Annotated in this window: 15 protein-coding genes; 5 read left to right on the top strand and 10 right to left on the bottom strand. The window is 62.8% G+C overall.

Features of this window, described 5'->3' with window-relative positions; genetic code table 11:
* Positions 1-94: 94 nt before the first annotated feature.
* A complete protein-coding gene (locus CXQ94_RS09670; RefSeq protein ID WP_104089132.1) occupies positions 95-994 on the bottom strand; it encodes a dihydrodipicolinate synthase family protein in 900 nt (299 codons plus the stop codon).
* Between the two features lie 77 nt (positions 995-1,071).
* Entirely contained in the window at positions 1,072-1,239 is a 168-nt protein-coding gene (locus tag CXQ94_RS22170; protein WP_146070267.1) for an MHS family MFS transporter, read from the bottom strand.
* Positions 1,240-1,346: 107 nt separating this feature from the next.
* Here CXQ94_RS22170 and CXQ94_RS09665 point away from each other — a divergent pair, with 107 nt between their 5' ends.
* Both CXQ94_RS09665 and idi read left to right on the top strand, forming a co-directional pair.
* The gene (locus tag CXQ94_RS09665; protein ID WP_104089129.1) at positions 1,347-3,191 is read left to right on the top strand and encodes a hypothetical protein; all 1,845 of its coding nucleotides are present in this window, start codon (positions 1,347-1,349) and stop codon (positions 3,189-3,191) included.
* Positions 3,192-3,226: 35 nt separating this feature from the next.
* Positions 3,227-3,775 (top strand): isopentenyl-diphosphate Delta-isomerase, encoded by a 549-nt coding sequence (idi, locus tag CXQ94_RS09660; protein WP_104089126.1) that lies wholly within the window; start codon positions 3,227-3,229, stop codon positions 3,773-3,775.
* Positions 3,776-3,796: 21 nt separating this feature from the next.
* Here idi and CXQ94_RS09655 read toward each other — a convergent pair whose 3' ends face one another.
* The 3 genes from CXQ94_RS09655 to CXQ94_RS09645 form a co-directional block, all read right to left on the bottom strand.
* Entirely contained in the window at positions 3,797-4,618 is an 822-nt protein-coding gene (locus CXQ94_RS09655; protein WP_104089123.1) for an SDR family NAD(P)-dependent oxidoreductase, read from the bottom strand.
* Positions 4,619-4,688: 70 nt separating this feature from the next.
* Entirely contained in the window at positions 4,689-7,631 is a 2,943-nt protein-coding gene (locus CXQ94_RS09650) for a glycoside hydrolase family 2 TIM barrel-domain containing protein (RefSeq protein ID WP_104089121.1), read from the bottom strand.
* Between the two features lie 42 nt (positions 7,632-7,673).
* Positions 7,674-8,318, bottom strand: a complete 645-nt coding sequence (locus CXQ94_RS09645; RefSeq protein ID WP_258066930.1) for a hypothetical protein — start codon at positions 8,316-8,318, stop codon at positions 7,674-7,676.
* Between the two features lie 314 nt (positions 8,319-8,632).
* Here CXQ94_RS09645 and CXQ94_RS09640 point away from each other — a divergent pair, with 314 nt between their 5' ends.
* Complete coding sequence (locus CXQ94_RS09640) at positions 8,633-9,202, top strand: NADPH-dependent FMN reductase (RefSeq protein WP_104089112.1); 570 nt, start codon at positions 8,633-8,635, stop codon at positions 9,200-9,202.
* A gap of 9 nt (positions 9,203-9,211) precedes the next feature.
* On the opposite strand, the gene CXQ94_RS09635 is transcribed toward CXQ94_RS09640, so the two are convergent.
* Complete coding sequence (locus CXQ94_RS09635; protein WP_104089109.1) at positions 9,212-9,955, bottom strand: TetR/AcrR family transcriptional regulator; 744 nt, start codon at positions 9,953-9,955, stop codon at positions 9,212-9,214.
* Between the two features lie 93 nt (positions 9,956-10,048).
* On the opposite strand from CXQ94_RS09635, the gene CXQ94_RS09630 reads away from it, so the two are divergent.
* Positions 10,049-11,683 carry a beta-N-acetylhexosaminidase gene (locus tag CXQ94_RS09630; protein ID WP_104089106.1) on the top strand — a complete coding sequence of 545 codons (1,635 nt, stop codon included), beginning with the start codon at positions 10,049-10,051 and terminating at the stop codon, positions 11,681-11,683.
* A 69-nt stretch (positions 11,684-11,752) separates the two neighbouring features.
* Positions 11,753-12,820 carry a hypothetical protein gene (locus CXQ94_RS09625; protein WP_104089103.1) on the top strand — a complete coding sequence of 356 codons (1,068 nt, stop codon included), beginning with the start codon at positions 11,753-11,755 and terminating at the stop codon, positions 12,818-12,820.
* A gap of 76 nt (positions 12,821-12,896) precedes the next feature.
* Here the strand turns inward: CXQ94_RS09625 and CXQ94_RS09620 are convergent, their stop codons facing one another.
* From CXQ94_RS09620 to aspA, 4 genes are all read right to left on the bottom strand, one after another.
* Positions 12,897-13,904: a hypothetical protein gene (locus CXQ94_RS09620; RefSeq protein WP_104089099.1), complete on the bottom strand. Its 1,008-nt coding sequence runs from the start codon at positions 13,902-13,904 to the stop codon at positions 12,897-12,899.
* 227 nt (positions 13,905-14,131) lie between these two features.
* Positions 14,132-14,878: an FMN reductase gene (locus CXQ94_RS09615; RefSeq protein ID WP_104089096.1), complete on the bottom strand. Its 747-nt coding sequence runs from the start codon at positions 14,876-14,878 to the stop codon at positions 14,132-14,134.
* A gap of 94 nt (positions 14,879-14,972) precedes the next feature.
* Positions 14,973-16,514: an amino acid permease gene (locus CXQ94_RS09610; RefSeq protein ID WP_104089093.1), complete on the bottom strand. Its 1,542-nt coding sequence runs from the start codon at positions 16,512-16,514 to the stop codon at positions 14,973-14,975.
* A gap of 48 nt (positions 16,515-16,562) precedes the next feature.
* Positions 16,563-18,008 carry an aspartate ammonia-lyase gene (aspA, locus tag CXQ94_RS09605; RefSeq protein ID WP_104089091.1) on the bottom strand — a complete coding sequence of 482 codons (1,446 nt, stop codon included), beginning with the start codon at positions 18,006-18,008 and terminating at the stop codon, positions 16,563-16,565.
* Positions 18,009-18,025: the final 17 nt, after the last annotated feature.

Genomic DNA, 18,025 nt, shown 5'->3' with positions numbered 1-18,025 from the left:
CCGCAACAGAAAATATGTGAGCGTCATGGCAGGAATCAGGCCGAATCTTGGGCTGGTTCCTGCCATGACGTACACACGGTTAGATCCGCACTGACTATTTGTAGCCCATGGCGAGTGCGTTATTGGTGTCGCGGGTGATGGCCGCGATGACGTCATCGCTGAGCACGCCCCGTGGGGGACGGCAGGGGCCACCTTTGCGGCCCACAATGTCCATGGAGAGCTTGATCGCCTGGACAAATTCGGTCTTCGTGTCCCAGCGCAGCAATGCATGCAGGTCGCGGTAGATTTCCCGGGCACGCTCAATGTCTGCCACGTCGCCGGACGTGGAGAGTTTGTAGAGTTCCACAGTGCTTTCCGGGATCGCGTTGGGGTAGCCGGAAACCCAGCCCACAGCCCCGGCGATACCCATTTCCAAGACGGTGTCATCCGTTCCGATGAGCAGATCCATCTCCGGGGCCAGTTCCTTGATCTCATAGGCGCGGCGCACGTCGCCGGTAAATTCCTTCACACCCACAATGAGGCCCTCGCCGTGGAGGCGCGCAATGAGCTTCGGGGTCAGATCCACCTTGGTGTCAATCGGGTTGTTGTACGCAACGATCGGCAGCCCCACCTTGGCAGCGGCACGGTAGTGATCCATAACTTCTTCGTCATTGGCACGGTAGGTGTTCGGCGGCAGCAGCATGACTGACTGAGCGCCGGCCTCGGCGGCCTGCTCGGTCCAACGCTGGGTCTGAAGCGCACCGTAGGCGCCGACGCCGGCCATCACACCGAATCCTGCGGGGGCCGCCTCCACGGCGGTAGTGACCACACGGGCGCGTTCCTCATCTGACAGAGTCTGGTACTCCCCCAAGGACCCGTTGGGGGCAACGCCGTCGCATCCGTGGGCGGCCAGGAACTGCACATGATCGGCGTAGCCGTCGTAGTCAACACTGAGATCGTCGTTGAAGGGAAGCGCCGTTGCCACCTGTACGCCATGCCATGGTTTGCTATTCATTCTTTACTCCTTTGTAAATTTTTGGATCGAGCGGGAGGTTCAATAAGACCAACAGTACAATGTCACATTACACAAAGCTAGTTAATGCCTGTGCGTGCAGCCGATTCCTCGTCAACTTGGCGCAGCGGCAGGGCCGTGTACCGCACACGTGTGGGCGACTTTTCCGCCATGAGCGCCGAATACAGGGCGTAAGTCATAGATTCGATCGCCAACCCCGAAGAGATGGCGTAGACGATGCCGACCATGGCGGCCGCAACAACTCTTGGTCCTGCTATCGCCCTGCACCGGGCTCAAGGTAGTGTGAGCGACACGGTTGCGGCTGTTCGTGGCCGCCTCGCGAAAGGAGACTCCCATGCCGGCGCAAAAGCGGCGCAGGTTCCTCCCCGAGCCCACACCTGAACCGGACCCCGTATACCTCCCCACCACCTACCATTCCGGGTCCTCCCTGGCCAAGCGCTTGATGGCGGTTGAGCGGATCCGCCCGGCCGTCGTCGTCAGTTACACGCACGACGCCGGAAGCCACCGGATCGACGCCGCAGAGTTGGCGCAGATGCTCGGTGATGAGGCTGACGTGTTTGAGATCGCCAATGGCGCCGAGACCCGCAAGCTGGAGGAAGGGTTGCCTCCAGGGCTGCAAATCTTTGGCACGGGCGCCCGCCTCTACCCTGCCGGAGCCGACTTTCCGGCCATCGCCCCCGAACCACACGTGGTGCGCGGGCCCAGCAACCTGGGCCGCCTTGCCGAACAACTCTTGAGTGAAATTCGCTCAGCAGCCCACACCCCGGCGCCTACGGCTGCCACCGCCCCCAAACCGGCAACCGTGACGGCCACCGGCTATGTCAGCGGCTTCGCCTCCGAGGACAACAGCCGGGCCCTGGTCAAGCTGGTCACCACGGGAAAACTGGTCACCGTTCGCGCCGAGGACCTGCTGCCCGGCGTACCCCTTGACTGGCTGTTAAAGCCGGGCCAGTTGGTGACGGGGGTACTCAGCTCGGACACGTGGATCCTGGACATCCACGGATCACTGCTCAAGCAGCCCTCACCGATCACCGTCTACAACAATGGCGACGTAGCGTTGGCCCGGGTCCGCAGCACAAATCCCACCCACGCACTGGTGACCCTGTGGCCCGGGGCCGAATTTCGCATTGGCGTGGAGCGCATCTCCTCCAACGAGCTGGACAGCGCCGAAGACCTACTCACCGAAGGTGAAGTGGTGCGCACCCGGGTCCTGTATGAAAGCGGCACTGTGGTGCTGTCCATGTTGGATGTGGACGACGACGAACCCCTGGCCGGGGCACCGGCCCTCGTGGCGGGTGGGCCTCCCTGGTTGGATCCTGACCGCCCCTATGCCAGCATCTTCGCCCCGCCGGCGCAGCCTGCAGCCCAGGAAACGGGGCCCGGCACCACTGGCGAGGCCGGCGGCACGGCCACCAACGGTGCAAGTGAAGGGCCCGACGTCGCGCTTCCCGGCCAAGAACCTGCACTAACCCCCGCCGAGCGAAAAACGGCGCTCAAATCAACGCAAATGGAGTTGGAAAAGGCCCGGCACACCATCACGGAATTACTGGCCGCCGCCAACAAACGAGGTGCCACCGACAAGATCGCCAGGGCGTTGCAGGACCAGCTGGAGGATGCCCGCAAGGAAGCCAATGAACTGGCCCGGCAGTGGCACGACGCGCAACACCAGGCAGATGTGCTCCGGGCCGAGTTGGCCAAGACGAAGGCAAAATTGGTGGGCGCCAAACAGCAGCGCCGGTCCGTGGCGTCGCGCACCGAGTCAAGTGCGGCAGGACTGTTCATGGCCGCCGACCAGCAGTTTGGCTATGAGCTGACCGCCGAATGGGCCAAGCGGGTTCCTGCCAGTGACAAGGCTGCCGAGCCGCTTGGCGACTATGTGATTGGTCCGCAATTCCTGGCCTCCGTGGCGCTGCTAACCTCGGCCCAACGGACCAAGACCCTGCGTGCCGTGGTGGACTTGGCGGCGGCCCGGCCGGGGCCGCTGCACAACCGAAAACCGCACCTCCTGCGTGAAAACGAAGGCGCCCATGCACCCGCCCGGACCCGTGGCGAGGACATCTGCATGCGACTTGCCGTGGAGCAGGGGACGGCCGGCGCACTGCGATTGCACTACTGGAAACTCAAGGCGGGCGGCATCGAACTGCACGAAGTCGTCACCCACGACGAGGTGAAACCTTAGACTGGAGGGAGGCCGTCGGAAAGGACGTCACCACCATGAATTCACCCATCGAGCTGGTCCGGTTGCTCGACGACGACGGCACCGAGATTGGCACCGCTGACAAGTCGCTGGTCCACGGGACCGACACCCCCTTGCACCTGGCTTTTTCCTGTCATCTGGTTGACAGCGCGGGACGCACGCTGCTCACCCGCCGGGCCCTGTCCAAGCTGACGTGGCCAGGAGTCTGGACCAATTCATTGTGTGGCCACCCGGGACCCGGCGAGTCCTTCGAGGAGGCGATCGTGCGCCGCGCCGCCACCGAACTAAACGTCCGCGTCACGGCGATCCGGATGGCGCTCCCCGACTTTCGCTACCGCGCCGTGGATGCCTCGGGCGTGGTGGAGAATGAAATCTGCCCCGTGTTTACCGCAGTTCTTGTGGACGACGGCGTGATCTCACCCAACGCGAGCGAGGTCATGGAGTGCGCGTGGGCACCCATTGCCGACGTTGAAGCAGCGGTGATCGCGGCACCGTTTGCTTTCAGCCCCTGGCTTGCCCAGCAAATCTCGGAGGGCGTCTACACCGGCGGAGTCCTGCCAAACTAGCGCACGCGCCTCTTTGGCGTCTCAGCCCAGCCCCACCATGGCGGCGCTGCGCTCCCACAATTCCTTGGCCAGGGCGGCATCCTGGGCGGTCTTGCTGGACTTGGCAACCTTGCGCTTGGCGTAATACTCCCCCGGAGTCCAATCCTGGCCGGCAGTGGTGGTGGCCAGCCAGAGCAGGGTGTCCGCCCCTTGTTCGGGCGACAGCATGAACCGTTTTGCGAACCCTGCGTAGGCCAGCCGGTTGGCACCCTTGGCTTCCACCGAGAAGTTGCTGCCCACAACGCCCGGGTGGAAAGCCACGGCCGAAATGCCGTGATCGCCGAACCGACGTTGCAGTTCCTTCGTGAAAAGGATATTGGCCAGTTTGGCGTTTCCGTACGCCGCGTTCGCCGAATAGTGCTTTTTCGCGTCCAGGTCATCGATATCAAACTTGGCCATGAACTTGTGGGCCGCGCTGGAGGTGTTGATGACGGCGGCCCTGCTGGCCACCAGAGTCTCCATCAACAAGTTGGTGAGCAGAAACGGGGCCAGGTGGTTCACCTGGAACGTTTTTTCGTGCCCGTCCACGGTTTCTACACGATCCCCCATGATTCCGCCGGCGTTGTTGGCCAACACCTCGATGCGCGGATACTTCGCGGCAAGGGAAGCTGCCAGTTCCCGCACCTGGGCCAGGTCGGTGAAGTCGGCAAGGAAGTAGTCCGCTTCCAGCTCACTTGCTATGGCCCTGGTCTTCTCCGGCGAGCGCCCCACCACCACCAAAGTGTCCCCGGGGTAGGCCAGCATTTTTGCTGCGGCGGCGCCAATTCCATCACTGGCTCCGGTAATGACGACTGTGCGTGACATCTTTGCATCCTTAGAAATGAATTGCAGCATAACAGCTACGGCTGTTGGGAGACTGGGGCCGGGTTGGGTGCTAGGCGATGACCACCCTGAAGACCGCCGGTCCGGGAGCCAGCATGTACTGTGGCAGCACCCCTGGCCCGCAGGATGCCGTGCCGACGCCGTGCACTGCGGCGTCGAGCGTCAGGTGAGTGATGCCGTCGGCCACAAGTTCCGGGGTGTGTTTTGCCGATGCTAGGGCCTCCTGGGACCATGGTCTCGCTGTGAAGGAAAAATTCTCCCCGGTGAATCCCAAGGCCGGCCCTGTCGTTGCACCCAGCCGCACGGTTGAGACGCCAGCCCGGGCACCGTTCTCTTGGGGGCGCACATACGGCACCTGCAGTTCGGCAACGGTGGCCGTGAACCAGCCACGCTTTTGCCCCATGCCCGTGTCAGGGTACTTTTGCCCCGGACCGAAGCCTGCCCAGGACATCTGGCAGAGTTCTCCTGGCAGTTCAAAGTCGAAACCGATGCGTGGCCAGGTGGGACCCCACCCCGGCCCCGGCTCCACGTGGGCTATCAGTTCCAGCTTCTCCCCGTCGGTCCTCCACAGGTACGTCACCGCCACGTGTTGGCGGGCCGACGGCATACCGTAGCGCACCCGCACTTCCAGCTGACCATCGCGTTCGTTCATGGACACCAATCTGCCCTGCACCAGGCGGAGCCTGTCTGCCTCCCACACGTCGGCGTCGCGGACGGCCTCAGGAACCGTCCAATCCCTGCCGTTGTCGTTGTCTGTGGGGGCGCGCCAAAGATTCAGCCGGGGCCCGTTCACGGCCAGACCCCTAAATTCGCTCAACTCCCCCGTGGCTAGGCTAAACGTCGCCGGCCCCAAGGTCACGCAGTCGTCGTGCTTGCGGGGCACCGCTTTCCCCTGCACCGGGGCGATCGACAACGCCACCGATCCTTGTTGACCCCACGCTATCTCGTGACCGGCTGGCGCCCACGTTTCATTGCGTGCCAGTGCGGCTGTGACTGTAAGCACGCGCTCGCGGGCGTTTTCCACCCGTGCCTCATGGGGAAGTTCGACGACGGTGTGCGCACCGGCCGCCGTCGTCGGCACCTCCAAGGTGCCCGCCGCAACTTCACCGCCCGGCCCGTCCACGCGCCAGGTGAAGACCAGATGCGAGAGGTCGATGAAGTCGTGCTTGTTGTGGATCCGGACGGCATCCCAGCCATTGTCGATGTCCAAGGTCACGGGGGCAATGACCACCTTGTAGTCGAGGAGGCCGGGCCGCGGTTCCAGGTCCGCCGAGACCAACCCATCGATGACAAAGTTGCCGTCGTGGACCTTTTCGCCAAAGTCACCACCGTAGGCAAAGTAGCCTTCGCCGTCCGGGGTGTACTGGCGGATGCCGTGCTCAATCCACTCCCAGACAAAGCCGCCCTGGAGTCGGGGGTACTTTTCAAATAATTCTTGGTATTCCGCCAACCCGCCCGGGCCATTGCCCATGGCGTGCGCATACTCGCACAAGATGAAGGGCAAATTTCGCCGGTGGTCGTCCAGTTCCGCGTCTTCCAGCGGCTCTTCGGCCTGCCGGCCAATAAGTTCAACTTCGGCCGGGGTGGCATACATCCGCGAGTACACGTCCACAAAGGGGCTGGCCCAGTCACCCTCGTAGTGGATTAGCCGCTCCGGATCCCGCGCCTTGGTCCATTCGGCCATGGCGCGCAGGTTCTCCCCCGTACCCGCCTCGTTGCCAAGCGACCACATGATCACGCAAGCGTGGTTTTTGTCGCGTTCCACCAGGCGCTGCATCCTATCCAACAGCGCCTCGCGGTACTGCGGTTCGGCGCTGGGGTTGCCAGCCCAACCACCGGCTTCAAAGCCGTGCGTCTCATAGTCGCATTCGTCGATCACGTAGAAGCCCAACTCGTCGGCCAGGTGCAGCAGATCAGAGTGCGGGGCGTAATGCGAGGTGCGGATGGCGTTGATATTGTGCGCCTTCATCAGATGCAGCTCGCGCAACAGCTGATCCCTCGGTACTACGCGCCCCAGGTCCGGGTTGTGCTCGTGCCGGTTGACGCCGCGGAACAGGATGGGGGTGCCGTTGATGAGGATCTGGGCGTCCTCCACTGTGATCGAGCGGAAGCCGGCGTTCAGGTGCAGCGTTTGGGCCGGCGTCGTAATTTTCAGGCGGTACAGGGTGGGCGATTCGGCACTCCAGCCCGCGACCGGGCCAACCTCGGTCAGCGGGAGTTCGCCGTCGGGGAGTTCGGCGGAAAAGCCGATGCTGGGAATGTCCACGCGTGCGCCTGGCTGGGGCGGGTCGAGCTCGATCCGCAGGGTTCCCTGGCCGTCGGCGGTGTAGCCTGCGTGGATCAAGACGTCGCGGACTGACCTGGCCGGGCTGGCCTCCAGGCGGACGTCGCGGAAGATGCCGGGGAGCCACCAGGCGTCCTGGTCCTCGAGATAGCTTGAGGCGGAGAACTGCGAAACACGGACCACCAGGACGTTGGCGGAGGGGCGTACCAGGCCGGTGACATCGAATTCGTGCGGCAGCTTGGACCCGCGGGTGGTGCCCAGCAGGGTGCCGTTGAGCCAGATAGTGCCGGCGTTATCGATGCCGTCAAAGCGCAAGATGGCGCCGTTCAGGAACCCCTCGGCGGCGTCGAATCTCAGGCGGTGATCGCCGATCGGGTTTGCATCGGGCATGAACGGCGGGTCCAGTGGAAACGGGAACTGCACGTTTGTGTACGCCGGGCGGCCATGCCCATGGAAGTTCCAACTCGACGGGACCACGATGGTGTCCCAGCCCGAATCGTCAAAGTCCTCCTCCTCTATGCCAAGCGGCGCAGCAGCCAGCGTCTGGGCATAGTGGAAGCGCCAGTTGCCGTTGAGCATGAGCACCGGCTGCCCGGAATCCACGTGGGCACGGGGCGCGATGCCGCCGGTGCCCGGACCCGGGTTTCTCAGGTCCATGACCACCGCATAGCGGCTCTGGGCCAGGTTGGTGCCGGGTGTGGCGGTTTCCATGAAAGTCCTTGGCGTTGCGGTGGATATGAGGAAAGCCGGAGACTACTTACCGCGGTCAATCATGGTGGCAACTTTTTGTTCAAGGGCCGCGATCGTGATGTCCGGAAGGACTATCAGGCCCTCCAATTCGTGGCGTGCGCGTTTGTACGCGGTTTGCCGTTCGGCGGGGCTGGCGGCCTCATTCTCGGCAATGTTGACGAGCTTACGGGCCGTGCTGAGCCGTTGGCGCTGCGGCTCGGTGAAGGCGGTGTCCTTGATGCGCTTGGCTTCCTGTTCCGCCACGCCAAAGGCGACGTCAAAGGCGTTGACAGCGTTGCGGTAGTCGTCCCAGCGGGACTTGGCCGTGACTTCGGCGGCAGTCACCGGGCGCAGGGCGTCGGCGTCGCGCTTGGCCCGCAGGAACGCAACGGTCAGGGGTTCGCGCACGTCCGTCATCATGGGAAAGTCAATCAGTTTTCCCACATCGAGTTCGTAGTCGAGCCAACGCCGGTTCACGGCGTCGTGGGCGGCCATGGCCTTGGCTACGTCACTCTCGGTGAACGGCTCGGTTTCCTTAGCCAGCGAGAGGGGTTCGCGGTGCCCGGCAACCTCGGGATGCTTGAGTTTGTACATCTCGATCTTTTGCTTGTGGCGCGTGTCATTGGCCCGGGACAAAGCCCGACCCCAGCCAGCAAATATGCCAGCCATCGGAAATGCCAACCACCAGTAGCGGCCAAGAAAATCGAAGAATTCCTGCACCCCTCAATCGTGCCACTGCTCACACGTGCGGGCCACCTCCGTCCACAGTGTGTCATGGCAGGAAAAAAGTGCCAGCCCGGCCACAGCGACAGGAGATGCTGGTGCCGGCGTTACCGTAACGGGGAAGAACACGGCCGGGCACCCGGCGTCGTCCCTTCGCCTAAACCGAGATTTCCGGTGCCGTGGACGGCTGGCTACGGCGGGTCTACAGTGGGGTTCAGGAACCCGAATTGGCAGCGAACTTCCAAGATTGAGGACTTCTCATGAGCTATAAAGTAGGCGTATTTATCGGCAGCCTTTCCTCCGATTCCATCAATCGGAAACTGGCCATGGCGCTGACCAGGCTGGCGCCACCGGAGTTGGAGTTGGTCGAAATCCCCATCGCCGCACTGCCCCTGTACAACCGCGACTTCGACGCAGATTTCCCACCGGAAGGGCGTGCCTTCAAGGATGCGGTGGCCGCCGTTGATGCGCTAATTTTTGTGACGCCCGAATACAACCGCAGCATCCCCGGCGCGCTGAAGAACGCCATCGACTGGGGGTCCCGGCCGTGGGGCACCAACTCTTTCGCAAAGAAGCCGTCGGCCGTGACAGGTACTTCCATGGGCCTGATCAGCACGGCGGTGGCGCAGCAGCACCTGCGCAGCATCCTGTCGTTCGTGAACTCCCCGGAGATGGCCCAGCCGGAGGCCTACGTCCACTTCACCCCAGGGATGATCGACGACGAAGGCAACGTCGCCGACGCCCACACCGAAGAGTTCCTACGCAATTGGCTGACAGAATTCCACATTTTTGTGGTCAAAGTAGTGGGCGCACAGAGCATCACCCCCTAGGCGGCAACGTCAGCCGGGCGGCAGTGCGGTTCGGGAGTTTTCAAAGAATTCAAAGCACACGTCAATGATCAGGTCCGCGCTGACCTGGTGTCCGGCGATCAACGAATCAACCATTACATGGTTGACGGCACCCACCAGCGCCACCGCGGCAATCCTGACGCGGTCGGCGTGGTCGCTGGCATGGGGTTCAAGGTCTTCGCGCTGCGGCACCGGCTGGGACAGAACCTGGTGGCGGACAATTTCGGCAAAGGCATCAAGTGCCGCGAAGCGTTGATGCTCCAACTTTTCGGATACGCCCACCACTTCAATTAGCGCAATCCGTGCATACCGGGTGTCATCGAGCAGGAATCTCACAAAGGTGGCCAAGCCGTTTCTGGCTCCGGCCACAACGTCGTCGCCAGCTTCCTCAAGGCTGCGCCGGGTAACCTCGAAAATCCGCTCCGTCAGGTCCACATAGACGGCGTACAGCAGGTCCTCGCGGTTCACAAAGGACTCGTAAAAATAGCGCTCGCTCAAGCCCGCGCCCCGGCAAATGTCCTTGACCTTGGCACTGGCGTAGCCGGTGGTCCCGAAGACCTCGATCGCGGCCTCGATCAACCGCCCGCGGCGCTCTTTGACCCGCTCACTGCTCTCTTGGCCCGAGTAGCGGCGACCACCATTGGCCGCGACCGCAGCGAGGTCTGGCATAGGGTCCGCGAGTGGGTTCTTCTGGGCATTCATTTGCACCATCATAAGCCCCTTGTCGTCTCTCATGATGGTCCTTGCACGGTGTGGGGTGGCCGGGTGAAATAGACTCCAATCCACCAGCCCCAAAGCCTGCCTGCCGCGACCACCGAGGAACCCACCATGCCGCACACCTCCTGCCCACTGCCCCTGCTCCCCCGCCCACTCGAAAGCACTGTGGGAGCTGGCGAGTTCACCCTGACCGCCACCACCACCTTGTGGGCCGGGCCCGGACTTGAAGCGGTGGCCGTTTGGTTGCAGGGCGCACTCCGCCCCGCCACTGCTCTGGCCTTGACGTTCGACGCCGAATCCGCGGACATTCAACTCTCCCTTGAGCCGGGGCTGGCACCGGAGGCGTTTACCCTGGAGGTATCGCCGGCCCGGGTGGTCATTGGTGGTGGGGACGCAGCCGGGGTGTTCTACGGTTGTCAGGCACTGCTGCAGTTGCTTCCACCGCAGGTGTTCCGGTCGGCGCCGGTTGCAGGGGTCCGGTGGTCCGTGCCCGCCTGCACTGTCCGTGACGCCCCGCGGTTTGGCTGGCGTGGCACCATGCTGGATGTGGTGCGCCATTTCCTCCCCAAACGCGAGTTGCTGCGCTTCATTGACCTCATGGCCATGCACCGGCTCAACACACTTCACCTGCACCTCACTGATGACCAAGGCTGGCGGGTTGAGATCCTCCGCTACCCCAGACTGACCCAGGTGGGTGGCTGGCGCCGGGAATCCCAGGTGGGCGCCGGCGTCGACGCACCCTCCGATGGGCGCCCGCACGGCGGCTACTACACCCAAGAGGACATCCGCGAAATTGTCGCCTACGCCGGTGCCCGGTTCATTACGGTGGTGCCGGAAATTGAAACGCCCGGCCACGTCCAGGCCGCGTTGGCCGCCTACCCGGAGCTGGGCGTGACGGGGGCTGCCCTGGAAGTATTCACCCGCTGGGGCATCAACAAGAACGTGCTCAACACCGAGGAATCGACAGTTGACTTCTTCCGCAATGTTTTCGATGAGGTCATGGACTTGTTCCCCGGCACCTACATTGGCGTTGGCGGCGACGAGTGCCCCAAGGACCAATGGCGCGCCGATGCCCGGTCGCAGGAGCTCATGAAGGAACGCGGGATCGGTACCGAGGAGGAACTGCAAAACTGGTTCGTCGGTCAGCTCGACACCCACATTTCCGCGCGCGGTCGGCGGATCTTCGGCTGGGATGAGATCCTCGAGGGTGAGCTCTCCAGCACGGCCGCCGTCGCTTCCTGGCGCGGCATGACGGGGGCTCTGGCTGCTGCCCGCCGCGGCCACGACGTGGTGTGTTGCCCGGATAATCTGGCTTACCTGGACTACCGCCAGTCCGATCTGCCCACCGAACCCATTCCGGTCTCCATCCCGCTCACAGTTGCTGACGTTTACGGCTTCGAGCCGGTGCCGGCGGACCTCACTCCTGAGCAGGCCCGCCATATTCTGGGCGGGCAGGCCAATCTTTGGACCGAACACATTGATTCCCCGAGTGGACTGGACTACATGGCCTTTCCCCGGCTGTGCGCCATGGCGGAGGTGCTCTGGAGCGCCGGGGAACGCAGCCTTGCCGATTTCAACACCCGGCTGGAGGCCCATTTGCTGCGATTGGATGCCGTGGGTGTGGAATATAGGCATGCAACGGGGCCGGCGCCCTGGCAGCAGCGACCCGGAGTAGCCGGCCGGCCCGAAACGGTGGAGGCCCGTGCGGCACACATTGCCACCCTCGTGGCCTCGATCAGCAGCTAAGCGACAGGGCCGAAGCCGGCGGGCTGTGTCGTGTGGAAGGGAGGCGTGAAAGAATGAAGACGATTCATCATGGCAGCCAAGAAAGCAGTTCCGCATACGCCCACCACCGGTGGCGGCCAAGAAAAACCGGCTCCCACGCCACCGGAGCGCCACCATCGCACAAAGCACCCACCGGACTACCGCCGTCGAACGTTTCTGGGGATCATGGGCACGGCCGCCGTGGCCACCGCGTTTCGAGCCAACATCGCCGCCGAAAGCCTGGTGACGGAGCGGACCCAATTTCGTGTCACCACCCCGGACAACGCGGAGAACCGGACCGCAACCAACCGTTTCCCGGGAAAAACCTGGTACCTGCTGGGCGGCTTCGACGTCAGCTACCGCGACGTGGGCCGCAAGCTGGCAGCCCTGCAAGCGGCCATGAACGAGCGCGCCCCGGCCTCCTACATCGGGTACTCCAACGGCGGGATCGACATCGCCGCGCTGTTCATCGCCATCCAGCGGGACACCTTCACGCGCAAGATCGACACCGTCTACTTTTACGGTGACAGCTTCGGTGGGATGGCCGCCGTCGTGCTGGCATCCCTGCTGGAGGAAAACGGGATCCACGTCCGGGTGGTGGTGATGGGTTCGAGCCCCAGCAATGTCCGCGACGTGCTGGACCCCGGCAAGGAGTACATTTCCCTGGCTGGGCGTGTGGTGCCGTACCTGGGGTTGGTGGGGCGCCTTGCCGTGGGCGTGTGGAGCGGTCTAGCCAACCCCAACGGTCAGGGCATGTATGCGGCGGCGCGTTCGGGGATCGACAAATCACTGGACCCGGCGAACAACTCCCTGATTCTGAAGACCTCCCAGGCCACGTTCCTGCAGGCCTTCCCCACCCAGTACGACGGCGGCATCCCGCACAGTACCGGGATCGGGCTGATGTACGACCCTGCGGATTTCATTGTCAACGCCCGCACGGCCATTCTGGGATGGGAACAGCTCTTCCCGCATAACCCTGTGTTCGTTTACAACGTTCCGAACACGGGGCATGCAAGCCCGGAAATCCATCCCGCCGTGTACCGGACGGGGCTGCGCGTGGTGCTGGACAAGCTTGATCCGCCACCACTGACCGTCAAACCCGTGCAACCCATCTTCTAAAAGCGCGCCCGCTCCCCGTTCCCGCTACAGGTCTACTTGTAGCGAAAACGGGGAGCGGGCGCGATTCTTATCGCCGCTACCTTTGAGGCAGACCAGCCTGGCGTAAAAGCCACGCAAATCGTTCCCTGTTCTGCATTTCGTCCCACGTCCACCGCACAAATCCAACGCCCTGGGCCCGTATCTGATCCTCGCGGGCCTTTTCGGCAAGCACCCTGTCCTGGATGGATTTCCCGCCGCCCCACCCTGCGCGGAGATACTTCCCCCGGCCATCAAACTCACCAGCCACTTTGTACTCCTCGAACCAGAAATCCACGAACGCGTTGCTGCCATCACGCAAAACGAATCTGCGCTGCAACTGGGGTGCGGGAAATCCCAGCAAGTGCATTTTGGCCCGGCTGATGGACTCACCGGCAGAACCGGAATCCGCGGAACTGAAATCGATCACCGCCTGTGCACGTGCCCGCGCAGCAGCGCTGGGCAGCTCCAGCGCCGCTGCCCTCAATTCCGAAAGTAGCAGCGGTGGGCCTTGGGGAAGTTCGTGCTCCCATGTGGCGTCGCCCAGCCGTTGCGGATTGGCCGAGAGTGATAGAAATTTGTTGTCCGTAGGCCGCGGTTTGGGAGTTCGCAGGCTGGAATCGCAAACAGCGACGGCGTAGGGGAAGGATAGTTTGTTGATCAGCGCCATAGTGGTGGTCAATTTGTCGGTGACTAGAAACTGGCCGCAGCGCAGAACATCTTTAGTCAGGGAGCCGACGTGGCGGGAAACGTCCTTGCGACTGCGCCCACCCACGGTGGTTTCGGTGAGAACGTGGAGCTTGGTGGGTGTCCCCACCATCCATAGGCCCCACAGGAGTCCAGCACTCTGATGGTTAAACACCGGCTCCGTGCCTGCCAGGTGCCCGAATGCGGCAGCTCTCAAGCCATACTTCTGTCCCAGGCTCAGTGCCTGCCATGGCGCGGATTCCACATAAATGCCGCGGCGCACACGGATTAGCTCACCCTTGTTGGATCGGACGGCCAGCTCGCGCGAATTCAGCCCGATGCTTTGTAGTTTGGAGGCCTGGATAAGACGAGGAAGGCTCATCGATCCAGCGTCGCACCAGTTGGGTGCGGGCGAAAGAGGCATTGTTGGGGCTGTGGATAACGCAGCCGTTTTGCCCACGGTTGCCGTGCGCGGGCCACATTGCGGGCGCCGTACCAAGACTCCGGCGAAAAGCGCGCCCGCTCCCCGTTTTCGCTACAGGTCTACTTGTAGCGAAAACGGGGAGCGGGCGCGCTTCCTTGCAAAGGCGGAGGTGGTGGGCGTGGGGGCTAACGACGCTGCGTTTGTGCCAGGAGTTGCTCGAACGGCAGCGACGTCATCTCGGTCCGTACACGGGCGTCGCGCTTGGCCCGATGATCAGGCTGAAATCCCGGAACTGGTGAGAAACCGCCGCCAATTGCGGGGGCAGAACCGGAGTCAAAAGTGTCCCCGGCAGACGGCGTCGTCCCTGCGACGGCGGACGGGAGTGATGCCGAAACCAGCACGGCCGCGAGTTCCCCGGCTCCTTGGCTGATCCGGTATTCCAGTCCGGTGGCGCCGCCGTCGCCCTGTCCCCAATCTTCCGGGGAAGCGTAGACGGCCGTGGGCATGGTGTGTGCGCGGAGGTAGCTGAACAGGGGCCGGATGGCCATGTCCAGCACCAGCGAATGCCGCGAGGAACCGCCGGTGGCGCCGAAAAGGACCGGCATGCCGTCAAGGAATTTCGGGTCAAGCACGTCAAAGAATGACTTGAACAGGCCACTGTAGGAGGCGCTGAACGTCGGCGTCACAGCGATCATGGCGTCGGCCGCGGCCACCCTGTTGATGACATCGCTGAGCGCCGGACCGGCATAACCACTGACCATGTTGTTGGCAATGTCGGTGGCGTAATCACGCAGGTCGACGACGTCGAGCACGGCCTGCGCACCCAGCTCGCCCAGGTGGGTGGAGACGGCCGCGGCCAGCTGGTCCGCAAGCATGCGGGTTGACGACGGTACGCCGAGGCCGGCCGAGATGACAACAATGGTGCGCTTCACTTTGACTCCCTTTTCACTGACGCATTATTCATGCGTTTGCATCTAGTGGAGTCAACTGATGGTCGGCGCCTGTTATTCCCGCGGCAAGCCGGAGTCAGTTCTGATGTGGCTCCTGGCCAGAGTCGGCAGCGGCCGCACCGCCGTGGTGCGCCTCCACAGGATGGGCGTGGAGGTCGGTGTGGCGGGCAGCGGCAATCTCATTGATCCGGCCGCGAGAAAAGTACCAGCCCACAATCAAAGCCGGCACAATGACAACAATGGAGGCCACCGTCCAAGTGCCCACGGGACTGTCGAACGCCATCAGGACAAGGACGGCCAGCAGAAACGCGAGCGTCAGGTACCCGGTGTACGGGGCGCCGAACATCTTGAACGAAGGCCGCACGGCCTCACCCTTCTTCACCAACCGGTGCAACGCCAGCTGGCACAAAATGATCATGCCCCAGCTGGAGAGGATGCCCAGCGCAGCCACGTTGAGCACAATCTCAAACGCGCCCGCAGGGACAATCGCGTTGAGGATGACGCCAAGCACTGCAACCGCGGCCGTCAGCGCAATTCCGCCATAGGGCACACCGTTCTTGTTCAACTTGGCGGCGAACTTGGGCGCGGAGCCGGACAGGGCCATGGAACGCAAGATGCGCCCGGTGGAGTACAGCCCGGCGTTCAACGAGGACATGGCCGCCGTGAGCACCACCATGTTCATGATCGAATCAATGCCGGCCACACCAATGGAGCCAAAGAACGTTACAAACGGGCTCTCCCCTGCCTTGTATGCGGAGTACGGCAAGAGCAATGACAGCAGCACCAGTGAACCAACGTAGAACACGGCGATGCGGATAATGACGGTGTTGATGGCCTTGGGCATGACCTTTTCAGGGTTTTTAGTTTCCCCTGCGGCCGTGCCGATCAGCTCAATGGAAGCGTAGGCAAACACCACACCCTGCATAACAACCACCACCGGAAGCAGCCCGTTGGGGAAGAAGCCGCCGTTGTCGACAATCAGGCTGAAGCCGACTTCCTGCCCGGCCACGGGGGTGCCGAAGATGACAAAGTAGGTACCCACAATGAGGAAGGTAACCAGGGCCACCACCTTGATCAGCGCAAACCAGAACTCCATCTCGCCAAATACCTTTACCGAGACAAGGTTCAGACCCAATACCAGCAGCAGTGCCGACAACGCCCACACCCACTGCGGTACGGAACCAATCCACGGCACGTACTTGGAGAAGAAGTGCATATAGAGGGCGATGGCGGTGATGTCCACAATGGAGGTCATGGCCCAGTTAAGCCAATACAGCCAGCCCGAAACGAAGGCAGCCTTCTCGCCGAAGAACTCGCGGGCGTAGGAGACGAAGGACCCCGACGTCGGCCGGTGAATGACCAACTCGCCCAGCGCTCGCAGGATCAGGAATGCAAAGAACCCACAGATCGCGTAGCTAAACATCAGCCCCGGCCCGGCACTGGCCAAGCGTCCGCCGGCGCCCAGGAACAGCCCAGTGCCGATGGCCCCGCCAATGGCAATCATCTGGATTTGGCGGGATTTCAGGCCCTTGTGCAGCCCGGCGTCCTCGGCGGTGAGGGAAGGGCTGGGTACGTCTTGGACTAGATCTGAGGTGTCCGGCTTTGAATCGTGGTGCATGAGCTTACCTATCGTAAAGTTCGGCCCACCCAGTGGCGGACCGGGCGATTAGTCGCTGAGGTTGGCCAGACGTTCCGGACGCAAAAGCTCGTCCAGTTCCTGCGCCGTGAGGAGTTTGTGCTCCAGAACCAGCTCGGCCACACCGCGGCCGGTGGACAACGCTTCCAGGGCAATCTTGGTCGAGGCCGCATAGCCCAGGACGGGGTTCAGGGCGGTGACCAATCCAATGGAGTGTTCCACTTGGGCCCGCAACTTGTCCTCGTGTGCGGTGATACCGCGTACACATTTGTTGGCCAGGGTCAGGCAGGCGGCTTCTAGGTGGCGCATGCTCTTGGTCAGGCTGTGCACAATGATGGGTTCAAAGGCGTTCAGCTGCAACTGCCCTCCCTCGGCGGCCATGGTGATGGTGACGTCGTTGCCGATGACCTCGTAGGCAACCTGGTTCACCACTTCCGGAATCACCGGATTGACCTTGCCGGGCATGATCGAGGAACCCGACTGGACGGCAGGCAAGGTGATTTCGCCGAATCCGGCTCGGGGGCCCGAGGACAGCAGGCGCAGATCGTTGCAGATCTTGGACAGCTTCACGGCAACCCGCTTCAGGACCCCCGAAAGGTGCACGAAGGCGCCCACATCTTGGGTGGCCTCGATCAGGTCAACGGAGGTGGTCAGCGGCAGGCCCGTGACCTCCACCAGGTGCCGGCAGGCCAGTGCCGAGTAGCCCTTGGGTGCGTTGAGCCCGGTGCCGATGGCGGTGGCACCCAGGTTGATCTCATGCACCAGCTGGACTGATTCGGCCAGCCGAGCCCTGTCCTCGCCGAGGGTGACGGCGTAGGTGTTGAACTCCTGGCCCAGCGTCATGGGGACGGCGTCCTGGAGTTGGGTGCGCCCCATTTTCACGATCGTCCGGAACTCAACGGCCTTCTCGCTGAACGCCTCCCCCAGAACTTCCATGGCCTGAACCAGAGTCTTGGCCGTGAAAATCGTGGCCACGTTCACCGCCGTCGGATACACGTCGTTCGTGGACTGACTCAGGTTCACATGGTCGTTGGGGTGTAGGAACTGGTATTCGCCCTTGGCGTGGCCCAGGATTTCCAGGGCCCTGTTGGCGATGACCTCGTTGGCGTTCATGTTCGACGACGTCCCGGCACCTCCCTGGATGACGTCCACCACAAACTGATCGTGGAGTTCTCCGGCAATGATCTCCTGGCAGGCTGCGATGATGGCACCGGCGCGGGCGTCGTCGAGCAGGCCGAGCTCATGGTTTGCCTGGGCGGCGGCCTGCTTGACCATGGCCAGGCCGACCACCAGGTTGGTGTTGGTGGACAGCGGCTGGCCGGTGATGGGGAAGTTCTCCACGGCGCGCAGTGTGTGTACGCCCCAGTACGCATCGGCAGGAACGTCCCTGTCTCCGATGAGATCGTGTTCGCTGCGCACTGCCGGCAGCTTGGCTCCATCGAGCGGATCCAACGGTTTGGTGGTGGGGATAGTCATGGTTCTCCTTGAAAGGA

The sequence above is a fragment of the Arthrobacter sp. GMC3 genome, assembly GCF_002929305.1.
GTDB lineage: Bacteria > Actinomycetota > Actinomycetes > Actinomycetales > Micrococcaceae > Specibacter.
Note: the sequence above shows the minus strand (reverse complement) of the source record. Positions and strands in the feature narration are given on the sequence as shown.